Source organism: Chryseobacterium sp. RU37D (genome assembly GCF_900156075.1).
Classification (GTDB): Bacteria; Bacteroidota; Bacteroidia; order Flavobacteriales; family Weeksellaceae; genus Chryseobacterium.
The window spans coordinates 54,078-70,607 of the sequence record NZ_FTMM01000004.1; the positions used below are offsets into that span (position 1 = coordinate 54,078).

General features: G+C 36.3%; 21 protein-coding genes and 1 pseudogene. 6 read left to right on the forward strand and 16 right to left on the reverse strand.

From position 1 onward, the window contains the following. Nucleotide 1: 1 nt before the first annotated feature. The 16 genes from rpsH to BW926_RS03010 form a co-directional block, all read right to left on the reverse strand. Nucleotides 2–400, reverse strand: coding sequence for a 30S ribosomal protein S8 (gene rpsH / locus BW926_RS02935; RefSeq protein ID WP_076444032.1), 399 nt, complete (start codon nt 398–400; stop codon nt 2–4). A 147-nt stretch (nt 401–547) separates the two neighbouring features. Continuing rightward, on the reverse strand, nt 548–817 hold the full coding sequence (gene rpsN / locus BW926_RS02940) for a 30S ribosomal protein S14 (RefSeq protein WP_029297771.1): 270 nt from the start codon (nt 815–817) through the stop codon (nt 548–550). Between the two features lie 3 nt (nt 818–820). Next, nucleotides 821–1,372 (reverse strand): 50S ribosomal protein L5, encoded by a 552-nt coding sequence (gene rplE / locus BW926_RS02945; protein ID WP_007839502.1) that lies wholly within the window; start codon nt 1,370–1,372, stop codon nt 821–823. A 13-nt stretch (nt 1,373–1,385) separates the two neighbouring features. Continuing rightward, nucleotides 1,386–1,712 carry a 50S ribosomal protein L24 gene (rplX, locus tag BW926_RS02950; RefSeq protein ID WP_039364078.1) on the reverse strand — a complete coding sequence of 109 codons (327 nt, stop codon included), beginning with the start codon at nt 1,710–1,712 and terminating at the stop codon, nt 1,386–1,388. Nucleotides 1,713–1,732: 20 nt separating this feature from the next. Beyond that, a complete protein-coding gene (rplN, locus tag BW926_RS02955) occupies nt 1,733–2,101 on the reverse strand; it encodes a 50S ribosomal protein L14 (RefSeq protein ID WP_007839504.1) in 369 nt (122 codons plus the stop codon). Nucleotides 2,102–2,103: 2 nt separating this feature from the next. Beyond that, the gene (rpsQ, locus tag BW926_RS02960; RefSeq protein WP_029297775.1) at nt 2,104–2,358 is read right to left on the reverse strand and encodes a 30S ribosomal protein S17; all 255 of its coding nucleotides are present in this window, start codon (nt 2,356–2,358) and stop codon (nt 2,104–2,106) included. A gap of 12 nt (nt 2,359–2,370) precedes the next feature. Continuing rightward, nucleotides 2,371–2,556: a 50S ribosomal protein L29 gene (gene rpmC, locus BW926_RS02965; RefSeq protein WP_076444034.1), complete on the reverse strand. Its 186-nt coding sequence runs from the start codon at nt 2,554–2,556 to the stop codon at nt 2,371–2,373. Nucleotides 2,557–2,568: 12 nt separating this feature from the next. Next, a complete protein-coding gene (rplP, locus tag BW926_RS02970; protein WP_002983219.1) occupies nt 2,569–2,994 on the reverse strand; it encodes a 50S ribosomal protein L16 in 426 nt (141 codons plus the stop codon). Between the two features lie 97 nt (nt 2,995–3,091). Next, nucleotides 3,092–3,847 carry a 30S ribosomal protein S3 gene (gene rpsC, locus BW926_RS02975; protein WP_076444036.1) on the reverse strand — a complete coding sequence of 252 codons (756 nt, stop codon included), beginning with the start codon at nt 3,845–3,847 and terminating at the stop codon, nt 3,092–3,094. Between the two features lie 7 nt (nt 3,848–3,854). After that, a complete protein-coding gene (rplV, locus tag BW926_RS02980; RefSeq protein WP_076444038.1) occupies nt 3,855–4,253 on the reverse strand; it encodes a 50S ribosomal protein L22 in 399 nt (132 codons plus the stop codon). Nucleotides 4,254–4,255: 2 nt separating this feature from the next. Next, complete coding sequence (rpsS, locus tag BW926_RS02985; RefSeq protein WP_002983209.1) at nt 4,256–4,534, reverse strand: 30S ribosomal protein S19; 279 nt, start codon at nt 4,532–4,534, stop codon at nt 4,256–4,258. A gap of 2 nt (nt 4,535–4,536) precedes the next feature. Beyond that, nucleotides 4,537–5,358: a 50S ribosomal protein L2 gene (gene rplB / locus BW926_RS02990; RefSeq protein ID WP_027381305.1), complete on the reverse strand. Its 822-nt coding sequence runs from the start codon at nt 5,356–5,358 to the stop codon at nt 4,537–4,539. A gap of 22 nt (nt 5,359–5,380) precedes the next feature. Then, entirely contained in the window at nt 5,381–5,671 is a 291-nt protein-coding gene (rplW, locus tag BW926_RS02995; RefSeq protein WP_042720941.1) for a 50S ribosomal protein L23, read from the reverse strand. Nucleotides 5,672–5,674: 3 nt separating this feature from the next. Further along, nucleotides 5,675–6,304, reverse strand: coding sequence for a 50S ribosomal protein L4 (gene rplD / locus BW926_RS03000; protein ID WP_076444040.1), 630 nt, complete (start codon nt 6,302–6,304; stop codon nt 5,675–5,677). After that, nucleotides 6,295–6,921, reverse strand: a complete 627-nt coding sequence (gene rplC / locus BW926_RS03005) for a 50S ribosomal protein L3 (protein ID WP_029297788.1) — start codon at nt 6,919–6,921, stop codon at nt 6,295–6,297. Before rplC ends, rplD begins: the two co-directional genes overlap by 10 nt. A 249-nt stretch (nt 6,922–7,170) precedes the next feature. Continuing rightward, nucleotides 7,171–7,935 carry a DeoR/GlpR family DNA-binding transcription regulator gene (locus BW926_RS03010; RefSeq protein WP_076444186.1) on the reverse strand — a complete coding sequence of 255 codons (765 nt, stop codon included), beginning with the start codon at nt 7,933–7,935 and terminating at the stop codon, nt 7,171–7,173. A gap of 115 nt (nt 7,936–8,050) precedes the next feature. Here BW926_RS03010 and BW926_RS03015 point away from each other — a divergent pair, with 115 nt between their 5' ends. From BW926_RS03015 to BW926_RS03040, 6 genes and pseudogenes are all read left to right on the forward strand, one after another. Continuing rightward, on the forward strand, nt 8,051–9,646 hold the full coding sequence (locus BW926_RS03015; protein ID WP_076444042.1) for a glycerol-3-phosphate dehydrogenase/oxidase: 1,596 nt from the start codon (nt 8,051–8,053) through the stop codon (nt 9,644–9,646). Between the two features lie 12 nt (nt 9,647–9,658). Further along, nucleotides 9,659–11,155 carry a glycerol kinase GlpK gene (glpK, locus tag BW926_RS03020; protein WP_076444044.1) on the forward strand — a complete coding sequence of 499 codons (1,497 nt, stop codon included), beginning with the start codon at nt 9,659–9,661 and terminating at the stop codon, nt 11,153–11,155. A 21-nt stretch (nt 11,156–11,176) separates the two neighbouring features. Then, nucleotides 11,177–11,911: pseudogene (locus tag BW926_RS03025) on the forward strand (MIP/aquaporin family protein); the annotation flags it as partial. Between the two features lie 13 nt (nt 11,912–11,924). Then, entirely contained in the window at nt 11,925–12,725 is an 801-nt protein-coding gene (locus tag BW926_RS03030; RefSeq protein WP_076444048.1) for a hypothetical protein, read from the forward strand. Nucleotides 12,726–12,816: 91 nt separating this feature from the next. Then, entirely contained in the window at nt 12,817–13,794 is a 978-nt protein-coding gene (locus tag BW926_RS03035) for a hypothetical protein (protein ID WP_076444050.1), read from the forward strand. A 30-nt stretch (nt 13,795–13,824) separates the two neighbouring features. Beyond that, nucleotides 13,825–16,521, forward strand: coding sequence for a hypothetical protein (locus BW926_RS03040; RefSeq protein ID WP_076444052.1), 2,697 nt, complete (start codon nt 13,825–13,827; stop codon nt 16,519–16,521). Nucleotides 16,522–16,530 lie beyond the last annotated feature (9 nt).

Below are 16,530 nucleotides of genomic sequence, written 5' to 3' on the forward strand. Positions count from 1 at the left end.
ATTAATAAACATAGCAGATTACTTCACCGCCTACTTTTTCTTCTCTAGCTTTCTTGTCAGTCATTACTCCTTTAGAAGTAGAGATGATAGAAATACCCAAACCGTTTAGTACTCTTGGAAGCTCAGATGAGCCTTTGTACTGTCTCAAACCTGGTCTAGAAGCTCTTTGGATAGACTTGATAGCTGGTTTGTTGGTTTGCTTATCATACTTTAAAGCGATTTTGATTGTACCTTGAACAGCGCTATCTTCAAACTTGTAGTTTAAGATATACCCTTGATCAAATAAAATCTTAGTAATCTCCTTTTTGATTTTCGATGCAGGAATTTCCACCACTTTGTGGCCTGCGCTTTGTGCGTTCCTTACTCTAGTTAGGAAATCTGAAATTGGATCTGTTACCATTTTTCTTTTATAAATTATTGGTTAAAGAACAATCAGTTTTGCAAAGACTTGAAGAGTAAAATATCAGACTTCAGAAAACTTCGGTCTGATATTTTTATCTTTAGTATCTGAACAACTTAATTGTCCCGATTTTTTAATTAGTAATTATTACCAACTAGCTTTTTTAACTCCCGGGATAAGACCGTTATTTGCCATTTCTCTGAAAGTTACTCTGGAAATACCGAAAGTTCTCATGTATCCTCTTGGTCTACCTGTTAGTTTACATCTGTTGTGCAATCTTACAGGAGAAGCATTTTTAGGCAATTTTTGAAGTCCTTCGTAATCACCAGCTTCTTTAAGAGCTTGTCTTTTAGCAGCGTATTTAGCAACTAGTGCTTCTCTTTTGCGCTCACGCGCTTTCATTGATTCTTTAGCCATTTCTTAGTTCTTTTTAAATGGTAAACCGAAGTGAGTTAATAATGCTTTAGCTTCTTTATCTGTTTTCGCAGTTGTAACGAAAGTAATATCCATCCCTTGGATTTTTTTCACTTTGTCGATTACGATCTCAGGGAAGATGATTTGTTCAGTGATACCTAAGTTATAGTTACCTCTACCATCAAATCCGTCAGCTTTAATACCAGAGAAATCTCTAATACGTGGTAATGCAGAAGAAGTTAATCTATCTAAGAACTCATACATTTTATTAGCTCTAAGAGTAACTTTCGCTCCTACCGGCATTCCTTTTCTTAATTTGAAAGCAGCTTCGTCTTTCTTAGAGATCGTACCAACAGCCTTCTGACCAGTGATGTTTGTTAATTCTTCAACAGCATAGTCTATGATCTTTTTATCAGCAGTAGCGTCTCCTAAACCTTGAGATAAAATGATTTTCTCAAGTCTTGGTACCTGCATTACTGATTTGTATCCGAATTCTTCCATCATTGCTGGAACAATCGTTTCTTTATATGCTTTTTTGGGTCTTGCTATATATTCCATGTGTTATTTAAAATTATAAAGTTTCACCCGTTTTTTTGTTGATTCTTACTTTTTTATCTCCTTCGATTTTGTAACCGATTTTGATAGCTTTTCCGTCTTTACCAACTAAAGCTACGTTTGAGATATGAATAGAAGCTTCTCTTTCAACGATTCCTCCTTGAGGATTTGAAGCTGAGGGTTTAACGTGCTTTTTGATGATGTTAAGTCCTGCAACTACTACTCTTGGGTCTCTTCCTTCTTTTTTGATCACTTCAATAACTTCACCTGTACTACCTTTAAGACCTTTCTTACCTGTAGTTACGATTACGTTATCTCCTCTTTTTATTTTTAACTTTGACATTTTTTTTAAAATTTTAAATATTAAAGTACTTCAGGAGCTAATGAAATGATTTTCATATATTCTTTGTCTCTCAACTCACGAGCAACTGGTCCGAAAACACGAGTTCCTCTCATTTCTCCCGCTGCGTTTAGTAATACACAAGCATTGTCTTCAAATTTGATGTATGAACCATCTTTTCTTCTTACTGCTTTTTTAGTTCTTACTACTACAGCTTTAGATACCTGACCTTTTTTAGCGTTTCCTGATGGTGTAGAATCTTTGATCGTAACAACGATTTTATCACCAACTGAAGCATATCTTCTTCTGGTTCCTCCCAGAACTCTAATAACTAGTACTTCTTTCGCACCTGTGTTATCAGCAACTTTTAATCTTGATTCTGTTTGTAACATTATTACTTAGCTTTTTCAATGATTCTTACTAATCTCCATCTCTTATTTTTGCTCAAAGGTCTAGTTTCCTGGATCAGAACTGTATCTCCTTCTGCGCATTCGTTGTTCTCGTCGTGTGCAGTATATTTTTTCGTTTTCAAAACGAATTTACCGTACATCGGGTGCTTTACTCTTGTAGTCTCGCTAACAACAATAGTTTTTTCCATTTTATTACTGGAAACCACTCCGATTCTTTCTTTTCTTAAATTTCTATCCATTGTAAAATGAAATTATTGTTTGTTAGTTAACTCAGTATTTAATCTTGCGATTGTCTTTCTCAAATCTTTGATTTGAATTGGGTTTTCAAGTGGGCTGATTTTGTGGGCCAATTTCATTTTAGAATATTGAGCTTTTGCATCAGCTAATTGAGCTTGAATGTCCCCTGCGCTTAAATTTTTAATATCAGCTTTTTTCATTGTATTCAAAGATTATAGAGGTTTAACAAAGTCGTTTGCAACGATGAATTTTGTAACTACTGGTAATTTCTGTGCAGCAAGTCTAAGAGCTTCTTTCGCTACTTCGTAAGGAACACCTCCTACTTCGAACATAATTTTACCTGGTTTTACTACAGCTACCCAATATTCCACAGCACCTTTACCTTTACCCATACGTACTTCCGCTGGTTTTTTAGTAATTGGTTTGTCCGGGAAGATTTTGATCCATAGTTGACCTTCTCTCTTCATATATCTTGTCGCAGCGATACGAGCAGCTTCAATTTGTCTTGCAGTGATCCAAGCACCTTCTGTCGCCTTGATTCCGAAAGTTCCATAAGCAAGTTGACTACCTCTTTGGGCATTCCCCTTCATTTTCATCTTATGAACTCTACGGAACTTGGTTCTTTTTGGTTGTAACATAATTTCTAAATTTTAGATTTTAGATTTTAGATTTTAGATTTTTTTTATTTTAAAAAAGTAACGGTAATTTAAAATTCAAAATTTCTATCTAAAATTTTTAATTATTATTGTTATTATTGTTATTGTTCTTTCTAGGTCTTCTGTTATCTCTGTCTCCTCCTCTGTTCTCTCTTCTATCTGACTGACCTCCCTTTTTCTGTTGTCCCACTAGTGGAGAAAGTTCTCTTTTACCGTAAACTTCACCTTTCATGATCCAAACTTTTACACCTAGTTTTCCGTACTGAGTAAGTGCTTCACCGATATGGTAATCGATATCTGCTCTGAAAGTAGACAATGGAATTCTTCCGTCTTTGAAAGATTCTGATCTTGCCATTTCAGCTCCGTTCAATCTACCAGAGATTTGAACTTTGATACCTTCTGCACCCATTCTCATTGTACCTGCCATTGCCATCTTAACAGCTCTTCTGTAAGAGATTCTGTTTTCGATTTGCTTAGCAATGCTATCAGCAACTAATACTGCATCCAGCTCAGGTCTTTTGATTTCGAAGATGTTGATTTGAATATCCTTCTTAGTCAATTTTTTCAACTCTTCTTTTAATTTATCAACTTCCTGACCTCCTTTACCGATGATCAATCCCGGTCTAGCAGTAGTGATAGTAACTGTTACTAATTTTAATGTTCTTTCAATATAAATTCTTGAAATCCCACCTTTAGATAATCTAGCCTCAAGGTATCTTCTGATTTTGTAGTCTTCCGCGATTCTGTCTCCATAATCGTTTCCACCAAACCAGTTAGAATCCCATCCTCTGATGATACCTAATCTATTACCAATTGGATTTGTCTTCTGTCCCATACCTTGATTAATTTTCTTTATTACCTAAGATTAATGTAACGTGGTTAGATCTTTTTCTGATTCTGTACCCTCTACCTTGTGGAGCTGGTCTTAGTCTCTTCAATTGTCTTGCGCTATCCACGAAGATTTCTTTAATGATAAGGTTAGCTTCTTCAATATCCGCACCTTCATTCTTAGTCTGCCAGTTTGCCATAGCAGAAAGAAGTAATTTTTCTAACTTGTTAGAAGCGTCCTTCTTAGAATATTTAAGGATATAAAGAGCTTTATCTACCTGCTCTCCTCTAATGATATCAGCAACTAATCTCATTTTTCTTGGAGAAGACGGGCAATTATTTAATGAAGCTTTAACAACGTCCTTGTTAGCTTCTTTTCTTGCGATTGAACTATCTTGTTTTCTAGATCCCATGATTATCTGCTTCCTTTGTTTTTGTTACCACCATGACCTCTGAAAGATCTTGTTGGAGAAAATTCGCCTAACTTGTGACCCACCATGTTTTCTGTAACGTAAACCGGGATAAAAGATTTCCCGTTGTGTACAGCAATAGTTTGTCCTACGAAGTCCGGAGAGATCATAGATGCTCTAGACCAAGTTTTGATAACTGTCTTCTTACCAGACTCTATATTTGCCTGAACCTTCTTATCTAAAGTATGATGAATGAACGGTCCTTTTTTAAGTGATCTTGCCATAATTATTTTCTTTTAGATACGATGTAACGGTTAGACACTTTATTTTTCTTTCTAGTTTTATAACCTTTAGCCGGTTTACCGTTTCTAGATCTTGGGTGACCTCCAGAAGAACGTCCTTCACCACCACCCATCGGGTGATCTACTGGGTTCATTACTACCGCTCTTGTTCTTGGTCTTCTACCTAACCATCTGCTTCTACCAGCTTTACCTGATACAGTTAATTGGTGATCAGAGTTAGAAACTGAACCAATCATTGCCATACATTCAGTAAGGATCATCCTAGATTCTCCTGAAGGCAATTTGATGATTGCATATTTTCCGTCTCTTGAAGTTAATTGAGCTGAAGAACCAGCACTTCTTGCTAAAATAGCACCTTGACCAGGCTTCATTTCAACACAAGAAATTACAGTACCCAATGGAATATTTTTCAATTTCATTGCGTTCCCTACGTTTGGTTCTACGCTTTCACCTGAAACTACTTTCTGATCTACTTTGATACCGTTCGGAGCGATGATATATCTCTTCTCTCCGTCAGCATACTCTAATAAAGCGATAAATGCAGTTCTGTTTGGATCGTATTCTACAGACTTTACAGTTGCTTCAACGTTTGCTTTGTTTCTTTTGAAGTCAATAATTCTGTATTTCTTTTTGTGTCCACCTCCGGTGTAACGCATGGTCATTTTACCTGTTTGGTTACGTCCACCTGACTTTTTAATACCAACTGTAAGAGATTTCTCTGGTTTGTTGGTAGTAATTTCCTCAAAATTGTTTACAATTCTGAATCTCTGTCCCGGGGTGATAGGTTTTAATTTTCTAACAGACATTACTATTATTTATAATTAATAATTAATTTACAGCAAAAATATCGATAACCTCACCTTCAGCAAGTTTGATTACCGCTTTTTTCAATTTGTTTGTCTTTCCTACTTGAAGACCTTTTTTAGTGTATTTCGAAGAAACCTTCGGAGCATAAATCATTGTGTTAACGTCTGCTACTTTTACACCATAAGCTGCTTCAACAGCTTTTTTAATCTGGATTTTATTCGCCTTAGTATCTACCAAGAAAGAATAAGAACCTCTTAAATCTGTAAGGTAATTAGCCTTTTCTGAGATAACTGGTTTAATGATAATAGACATGATTTATTTCTTTAAATTTTCCTGGAATTTTTCAACTGCACCTTCGAAGAATACGATCTCACCTGCATTTACTAAATCGTAAGAGCTAACTTCGTTGAAGTTCATTACTTTAGTTTTAGGTAAGTTTCTTGAAGATAAATACACATTCTTGTTAGCTTCAGGAAGAATGAACAAAGATTTTTTACCGTTCAATGTTAATGCATCTAATAAAGTAATGAAATCTTTAGTCTTAGGAGCGTTAAGGCTCATATCTTCTAAAACTCTGATGCTGTTGTCTCTCATTTTTTGAGATAAAACAGATTTTTTAGCTAATCTCTTAAGAGCTTTGTTCAATTTGAATCTGTAATCTCTTGGTTTTGGTCCGAATACTCTACCACCACCTCTGAAAGTTGGAGACTTGATATCACCATATCTAGCAGAACCAGATCCTTTTTGCTTCTTAAGCTTTTTAGTAGAAGCAGTAATTTCGCTTCTTTCTTTTGCTTTATGAGTCCCTTGTCTTTGTGCAGCAAGGTACTGTTTAACTTCTAAGTAAACCGCGTGCTGATTTGGCTCAATTCCGAATACTGTTTCGTCTAGAGTTACTTTTCTTCCGGTCTCTTTTCCTGATGTATTTAATACTACTAGTTCCATTTTCTGATAATTACATAAGAATTTTTAGCTCCCGGAACAGCACCTTTTACTACTAAAAGATTTTGTTCTTGATCCACTTTTAATACTTGAAGGTTTTGAACAGTTACCTGCTTACCTCCCATTCTTCCAGCCATTCTCATCCCTTTGAATACTCTTGAAGGGTCAGATCCAGCACCGATAGAACCTGGAGCTCTAAGCCTGTTGTGCTGACCATGAGTTGCCTGCATTACACCTCCAAATCCGTGTCTTTTAACAACACCTTGGAAACCTTTACCTTTAGAAGTTCCTGTTACGTCAACAAATTCACCTTCAGCAAATAAGTTTACAGTTACCTCTTCTCCTACTTTTACCTCATCTACGAATTCTCTGTAGAATTCTACCAATTTAGCTTTAGGAGCAGAACCAGCCTTTTTGAAATGGCCAGCTAACGCTTTACCAACGTTCTTCTCACTCTTGTCATCGAAACCTAATTGAACTGACTTATAACCGTCTTTTTCAATGGTTCTGACCTGTAAAACCGAGCACGGACCAGCTTGAATAACTGTACAAGGAATATTTTTCCCTTCTTCGTTAAACAAAGATGTCATACCGATTTTTTTACCAATAATACCTGACATTGTTTATATTATAATAAAATTTATCCTTTATTTATCGTCATTTTAAAGAGGTCTGAAGTGATTTCTACTTTTGATATAGGCATACTACGCCCCTAAAATGAGTGTGCAAATTTATGAATAATTTTACAACTGACAAATATTTATAGCAAAATATTTTGATTTTTAATCATTTAGAGAATTTGAGAGAATTCGGATATAATTTTCTCAGAAAAATTTTGATTTGTGAAGATTAAAAAAATGAATTGACTTTTATTTAACGATTACACTTATACCTATTTCTTCCAGCCGGTTCTTATCCTCATCCAAAATATCGTTATCCGTGATAAGACAATCGATTTTATCAAGATCTGCAATTTTACCGAAACCTTTTTTATTTAATTTGGAAGAATCTGCCAGGATGACCACCTTATCTGAACATTCGATCATCAGCTGGTTCAGATGGGCTTCTGCAGCATTGGAAGTACTTATCCCGAAATCCATATCAATACCATCGACTCCGAGAAATAATTTATTACATGAAAATTGCTTCAGAATCGTTTCAGAAATTGAGCCAACAATAGAAGTCGAGCTTTTCCTTACTTCCCCGCCCAATTGTATAATATTAATATTAGGATTATTACAAAGCTCAATCGCAACACGTAAAGAAGACGTGAGTACAGTCAGCGGACCAAAATTGACAAGCATCCTCGCAAGATAATGCATCGTAGTTCCGGAAGCCAGAATAATACAGTCATTTTCCTGAATTAAAGATAAAGCCGCTTTTGCAATACTTTGTTTAGCTTCCACATTGATGTTTTCCTTTTCATCAACATTTTTTTCATAAGCATATCTTAAATGCTTACTTGCACCACCGTGATTTCGGAAAAGCAATCCCAAACTTTCAAGATAATTCAGATCCTTTCGAATTGTAACCGACGAAACATTAAACTTCTCACACAAATCCTGCACAAGCACATGATCTTTTTCATCCAGTTCCTTCATTATATCATTATGTCGTGGCAGTAATTTTTCCATTTCGTTTCGTTTCATCAAAAATAAGGTTTTTATTTTGATTCGAAAAATTTCATTTATTTTCTTTTTAGTTTCATTTTTAATTTTTACATTTGAAAACGAAACATAACGAAATATTATGAAACGAGATGAAGAACTCAGCAAATTAACCAGCGTCCAAGAATGGGACTTTATTGTCATTGGGGGCGGTGCGAGCGGTTTAGGTTCGGCATTGGATGCAGTAAGCAGAGGATTTAAGACATTACTGTTGGAATCTCATGATTTTGCAAAGGCAACTTCCAGCAGAAGCACAAAATTGGTTCACGGAGGCGTAAGATATCTGGCGCAGGGCGATATAGGATTAGTAAAAGAAGCCTTAAAGGAAAGAGGTTTATTGGCCAAAAATGCCGCTCATGTGGTAAAAAACCAGTCTTTTATTATTCCAAACTATACTTGGTGGGGCGGAATTTATTATAAAATAGGATTATCCGTTTATGATTTTCTTGCAGGTAAATTGAGTCTAGGTAAAACAAAATACATTAACAAGTCAAAAACAATTGAAAAACTTCCTACGATTGAGCAAAACGGACTGGCAAGCGGAGTTATTTACCAGGACGGGCAGTTTGATGATGCACGACTAGCGATTAATCTTGCTCAGACGATTACTGAAAAAGGCGGAAGTGTTATTAATTATATTAAGGTAATTAATTTAATTAAAAATAATTCAAATAAAATCACCGGCGTTATTGCTGAAGATCAATTCACAAAACAGCAATTCGAAATCAAAGCGAAAGTTGTCATAAACGCAACAGGAGTTTTCACGAATGATATCTTAAATATGAATAATCCCAAACACGGAAAATTCGTTGTTCCAAGCCAGGGAATCCATTTGGTTTTGGATAAATCTTTCTTAAAAAGCGAAGATGCGATTATGATTCCGAAAACTTCGGATGGGAGGGTTTTGTTTGTAGTTCCTTGGCATGACAGAGCTTTGGTGGGAACAACCGATACTTTATTGGAAACTGAAAGTTTTGAACCCAGAGCTTTGGAAGAAGAAATTAGTTTCGTCTTAAATACTGCAAGACAATATTTATCTAAAAAACCGACACGCGAGGATGTAAAATCCGTTTTTGCAGGACTTCGCCCTTTGGCTGCGCCTAAAGACGGCAGTAAAAGCACAAAAGAGGTTTCCAGAAGCCATAAAGTAGTAACCTCAGAAACCGGATTAATATCAATCATCGGCGGAAAATGGACCACCTACCGAAAAATGGCGGAAGACACGATCGATGAAGCCATGAGAGTTCATCGCCTCGGAAATACTTCTTCTAAAACACAAAATATGTCTATCCATGGAAATGTAAAAGCAGAAACCGTTGACAGAAGCAATCATCTGTACGTTTACGGCTCGGATATTCCGAAAATCAAGGCTTTCTATTACAATAATCCTGAATATTCTGAAAAAATTCATCCTGACCATCCCTTTACAGTTGCAGAAGCGATTTGGGCAGTTCGAAACGAAATGGCAGAAACCATAGAAGATATCCTGGCAAGAAGAGTCCGTCTTTTGTTTTTAGATGCAAGAGCCGCCATAGACAGCGCTTACAAAATAGCTTCTATTATTGCTAAAGAAAAAGGTTATTCTGAAGAATGGGCAAGGACTCAAGAAAAAGAATTCATTGAATTAGCAAATGGATATTTATTAACTCCATATTCTCCAAAAAATAATCAATCTTAATAATATTGCACAATGAGTGAAAAGCTAATACTCGCTCTGGATCAGGGTACAACATCCTCAAGAGCCATTTTATTCAACCATAGCGGAGAAATTGAATTTGTCTCCCAAAAACCTTTCGAACAGATCTTCCCTACTCCAGGGTGGGTAGAGCATGATCCTAACGAAATATGGTCATCACAGATTTCCGTAGCCGCAGAAGTAATTGCCAAAGCAGGAATTTCTGGAAGAGAAATCGCTGCCATCGGCATTACTAATCAACGCGAAACTACCATAGTCTGGGACAGAGAAACCGGAGAACCCATTTATAACGCTATTGTATGGCAGGACAGAAGAACCTCAAAATACTGTGACGAGCTAAAAGAACAAGGCCACGCCGAAACGATTAAGGAGAAAACAGGTCTTGTATTAGATGCTTATTTCTCAGCAACAAAATTGAAATGGATTCTCGATAATGTAGACGGCACAAGAGAAAAAGCTGAAGCTGGAAAACTTTGCTTTGGAACAGTGGATACATGGCTTGTATGGAAGCTTACGAGAGGGAAAATGTTTATTACAGATGTTTCCAATGCCAGCCGAACCATGCTTTTAAACATTCATACATTAGAATGGGACGAAGAATTATTAAAATTATTCAACATCCCAAAAACTATTTTACCTGAAGTAAAGCAAAGCAGTGAAATCTATGGAGAGACTTCCACTACTCTTTTCTCAACAAAAATTCCTATTTCCGGAATTGCGGGAGATCAGCAGGCAGCTTTATTCGGACAGATGTGTACGACTCCGGGAATGGTAAAAAATACGTATGGAACAGGATGTTTCCTTTTAATGAATACTGGAAAAGAAGCGGTTTCTTCAAAAAATAATTTATTGACAACCGTAGCCTGGAAAATCAACGGCGAGGTAAATTATGCCCTGGAAGGAAGTGTTTTCGTGGGTGGAGCAGCAATCCAGTGGTTGAGAGATGGTTTGAAATTAATTAATTCAGCAGAAGAAATTAATGCTTTAGCCCGGACTGTGGAAGATAATGGCGGCGTTTATTTCGTTCCGGCACTAACCGGCTTAGGCGCACCCTATTGGGATCAATACGCAAGAGGAACAATTGTAGGTGTTACCCGGGGAACAACCAATGGACACATTGCAAGAGCCACTTTGGAAGGGATTGCATTCCAGGTGTATGATATTGTAAAGGCGATGGAGGCAGACTCAGGAAAGAAGAGCCCGGAGCTAAGGGTGGACGGCGGAGCTTCTGCAAGCGATCTTTTAATGCAGATTCAGTCTGATCTTTTCGGATTTAAAATTACAAGGCCAAAAACATTGGAAACAACAGCATTAGGAGCAGCATATCTTGCCGGACTAGCCGTTGGATATTGGAAAAACATTGATGAAATTCAATCTCAATGGATTATAGATAAAGATTTCCACCCGAAAATGGAGAAAGAGAAGGTTGAGAAAATGGTTAATACATGGAATAAAGCTGTACAACGTTCTCAAAACTGGATCGAAGATTAATTTAACGTAAAAACATCATCAGATATGACTCCATTTATTGCAGAAGTAATTGGTACAATGCTTCTTATTTTATTAGGAAACGGCGTGGTAGCCAACGTTGTTTTGAAAGACACAAAAGGTAACAATTCCGGGTGGATTGTCATTACCACAGCTTGGGCGTTGGCGGTTTTCGTAGGCGTTACCGTAGCAGGACCCGTAAGTGGTGCTCACCTGAATCCGGCAGTGACTATTGGTCTTGCCATTGCAGGAAAATTTTCCTGGGATCTGGTGCCTCCGTATATTGCCGCTCAGATGATCGGTGCGATGATCGGCGCCTTTTTAGTATGGCTGTTTAATAAAGACCATTTTGCCATTACTGAAGACGAAGGGGCAAAATTAGCCTGTTTCAGTACAGGCCCTGCCATCCGAAATACATTTTCAAACATTATCAGTGAAACCATCGGAACATTCGTGCTTGTATTTGTGATTTTCTATTTTGCAGATCCCAGCATTTCTCTTCAGAATGATGCAACCGCCAAAGTAGGCCTTGGGTCAGTGGGCGCATTGCCCGTGACGTTCTTAGTTTGGGCAATTGGTTTATCTCTTGGAGGTACAACAGGGTATGCCATTAATCCAGCTCGAGATCTGGGACCAAGAATTATGCATGCTATTCTTCCCGTAAAAGGAAGCAGCGATTGGGGCTACGCATGGATCCCGGTTGTGGGGCCTGTTTTGGGAGCTGTGATTGCAGCATTATTATATGGAATGTTAAGTTAAAAGCAATACACGAATGAAAAAAATATTAATAATCTGCCTGGTTTCACTAGGCATAGGGAATCTTTTTGCCCAGGAAAACACAGAAAATCAGGAAGATAACAGGCTGGATTTCACAGCAAATATTCAAAACAACCATCTTTGGAGAGGTTTAATTATTACTGATAAACCGGTAGTAATGGGAAATCTTTCGTATGCTTTGGATAAAGATAAAAAATGGAAAATCGGCGTTTGGGGAGCTTCCTCACTGGCAGATGACAAAGACGCTACTCATTATAAAGAAATTGATTATTATGTACAATATTCCGATGGTCGTTTTTATATCGGGCTTTGGGATCTGTTCAATTCGAGAAATATCAATCCGGAAATTGCTTCCGAGGATATTTTCAATTATTCCAACAGAAGGACTAATCACATTATTGATCTGAGGACAAACTACACATTCGGTCCATCATTCCCAATCAACGTTGAGGCAGATGTAATGCTCTATGGAGGAGCCAATGCCGGTGAAGTCGTTCTGAAAGAAGACGGGAGTTATAAAAAGAATAAGTTTTCCACTTATATTCAAGCTTCGTATCCCATAATTGCGCACAAAAAAGTAAATCTGGATGCTTTTGTAGGAGCAGGATTCGCATTGAATGACACGGTAGCTTTATACGGAAACGGAAAAAAAGGATTTCAGGTGGTGAATATCGGATTGAAAGCCAGCAAAACTGTAAAAATAACAGACCATTACAATTTACCGGTTTCTATGACTGCCATGTGGAACCCGGCACACAAATATGCGCGAGTCCAGCTTGCAGCTACCGTATTTTAATTATCTTTTTTAATAAATCTTTGAAACCATCCTTTTTAGGGTGGTTTTTCTTATATTGCATTTAAAACCAATCCTAAAGTATTCGCTATTTATGAAAGCTTTCCCAATTCTGCTTCTTTTTTTATTAGCTGTTTCCTGCTCTGAAAAAGAGGCTCATCAGTATACATTTTATTACTGGAAAACCAAACTATACTTAGACAAGGAGGAAAAAAAAGCTTTGGATCAAACAACTGTTCCTTATTTATACGCCCGGTTTTTTGATGTTGATAAAATTGATGGTAAATTTCAACCGGTAGGAGCAATTATAAAAGATAAAAGCTTTGAAACCGATAAACAAATTGTACCAACAGTTTTTATTACCAACCGTACCTTTCTTTATATCAGCAAAAATGAAATCTCTTTTCTGGCAAAAAGCATTAATATTTTAATCCAAAAAAAAATCTCGGAATACAATTTAAAAGTTAATCAGGAAATACAGATCGACTGCGATTGGACCACCGGAACCCGCGATGATTACTTCACATTTTTAAAAGAACTAAAAAAAATTTCTGGAAAAGAGATTACCTGCACACTTCGTCTTCATCAGGTAAAAGATAAAGAACAAACGGGCATTCCGCCCGTGGAAAAAGTATATCTGATGTGCTACTCCACTTCTTCGCCGTTGGAAAATTCTGATAAAAACTCTATTCTCGATGTGAATATACTGAAAAACTATCTTTCAAAAATTGATGAATATCCTATTAAGAAAATTGAAGTTGCCTTACCGATTTACTCTTGGGGAATCGTTACAAATTATCTTGGAAAACATAAATTAATTAATACTTTAAATAAAAACGACCTCCGGCATCCCAATTTCAAAAAACTTTCAGAAAACGAAATTGAAATAATGAAGGACGGCTTTTATTTCGAGAATTATTTAAATAAAGGATTCAGAATAAAAGTGGAAGAAATTTCAGATCAGCAACTGGAAGAAGTAGTTGATTTCCTGAAGAAAAAAATACCTGATTTTTCTATTATTTATTATCAATTAGATAGTAAATTTGTTAAAGACCAAAAATTTAATTTTTAAAACCAAAACTCAAAAACACCATAGAAGAATATGAAAAAATGCATCCTTTCACTCACCGTTTTATCGCTTTTTTATACGAAATCGGAAGCCTGTGCCTGGTCTGACCCAGATTATGAATACTTTAACCTGTTTACACAAACTATCATTAAAGATAAATCTTACCTGCCGTTTCTTCACAGCTATTCCACGAGATTTTATACGGATTTTAAACCTAATCAAATCCCTGATGAAAACATCGATGCATGGAAAAAGTTTTTCAACAACCAGCTAAACTATGCAGAAACGGACTATCTAGTGAATAAAATAAGCCTTAATGACCTTAATGCATTAAAAAAAGGAGCGCCTACAAATCAATTATTAACAAAATTAAGTTCAGGTTTTTATTCTAAATTTCACGAAGCGATTGACTATCTGATTGAAGCAAAATATCTGGAGCCTTACATGAGGATCAATTATGTAGAAAGCCCAAATTCATTCTATTACAACGAAACCCAGGGTGAAAAAAATGCCACTCATCTCGATTATAACAAAACAATTTCAGCATTAATCTCTTTATACAACGCCGCAAAAATTCCAGAAATCAAACAGCGTTATGGCTACCAGATCGTGCGCTTTAACCATTATACGAGAAATTATGCTGCTGCTGTACAAGCTTTTAAAACTTATGTTGCTCCTATAAAACTGAAAGGGGCTCCTTATATCATGGCTCTTGATCAGCTTGCCGGCGCACAGCGGGGACTGGGAATGAATAGTGAAGCCAACTGGAATTTTTTCCAGGTTTTTAAAGACAGCCGAAGCCGTAAAGAATCTGCCTTTGTTTCGATGAAGCTTTCGGATACCGCTTCTTTTAATAATATTTTAAAACGAGCCGACAACAATGACGAAAAAAATATGGCGTATTTTCTTTTGGGATATGAAGATTTCAACAACCCAATTCCTATTATGGAAAAAATGTTCGAGATCAATCCTGATTCGGAAATTTTGAAAGTAATGACAGTGAGAAGCATTAATGAGCTGGAAAGAAATTATCTCCCGATTTATTATTACAGCAATAACGGTGATAATTCTACCGTGCAAACAGCCTCAAATAAAGCTTTTGATCAAACAAAAAAGGCCGAACCTAAAAAAGAAGAGCTTTCTTTCTGGCAAAAAATCGTAAGATTCTTTAAAAATTTATTCAGCAGTAAAAAAGATAAAAATTCTACCGAAAGTAAAGCTGATCAAAGCGATGATGAATTGCTGGAAAACCCCAATAGAATCCCTGTTTTCACAAAAAATAATTATTGGTACGATGAAAAATCAAAAGATTTTCTGGATGAACTGGAAAAATTTACTGATAAAACCAAAGAGAAATCCAGGGATGAATACTGGCAGATTGCTGATGCTTACCTAAAATTTCTTAAAAAAGATTATAAAGCAAGTACTGAAGTTTTAAACGATATTCAAACAACGAATCCCGAATATCTTGAAGAAATTAAAAGGATGAAAGTGCTGAATGATATTGTCTCCCAGCCCAAAATCGATGCTGAGTATGAGGATCATTTAATGAAAGATTATGCGGAATATTTTACAGAAAAAGAGGAAGTAAAAAAAGACAGCATCGAAACAACCGATTATGATTACTACGGTGAAGTACCATCAACAAAGGATTTTCTAAAAGATGTACTGGCCAACCGCTATTTCCTACAGGGTGAAGACGGAAAATCTTTCCTGATGAATAATAAACTTTCAGACCTTCAGTATAACCCGAACTCCAGCCTGGTAAAAAGTGTGGAAGATTTTTACCGAAAACCAAACAAAACGCAATTTGAACAGCAGATTATTGCTAAAAACATTAATGATGTAGGAAATATTGATGCATTTTTTGCAGTCATCTATGGTGACAGGGCCATGAGACAGGCTGATTTTGAAAAAGCTAAATCTTATTATGCAAAAGCCCGGGATTTCTCCGGAATTCCGAGAACAGAATGGAATCATGATGAGAAAAAAGCTACAACAATGCAATATACGCCAAATGTTTACAACGGTTTCAACAATATTTCATATCTTGTTTTCGGGCATAATGTCTGGGAAAGTTTCCAAAGTGCTGAAAACGAAAGCATGATAAAAGAAGATTATTCGCAATTTCCTTTTATTAAGCCTGTTATGAATAAGCTTGAATTGGCAGATGTTTTACTGCAACTTAAAAAAACAGGATCAGGCAGAGACGAAAAATCCGCAGCGGCAAATCAGCTGATAGGAAATCTGCTGTATAATACTTCAATTTTGGGATACTACAGAGAGCTGTTTGTAATGGACATTGATAATTCCAATGGTGGGAAATATGATTTTTGGGCTACAGAACGTAAAAATCCTTATCAATATTACTATAAAAACTTTTTAGACCGATCTTATATTGAGCCGGACAATTTTGATCTTAGTATTAATTATTATAAAAAAGCATTAGACCTTTCTTCCGATAAAGAGCGAAAAGCAAGAATTCTTTTCCAGATGGCAAGTGCAGAACAGGGAAAATATTATCAGTATGAAGCTAAAAACCAAGCCAATATTGATTATTCTGACCCGAAATGGAGCGAAAAAACAGATGCCCATCAAAAACAGCTGAATCAAATCAAAAATCAAAAGTACAGAACCTATTTTGCCTTGCTGAAAACACAGTACGCTGATACCGAAATATCAAAAAAACTGATGGGAAGCTGTTCTTATTTTGGTTATTTTATGAAATAATATTACTTA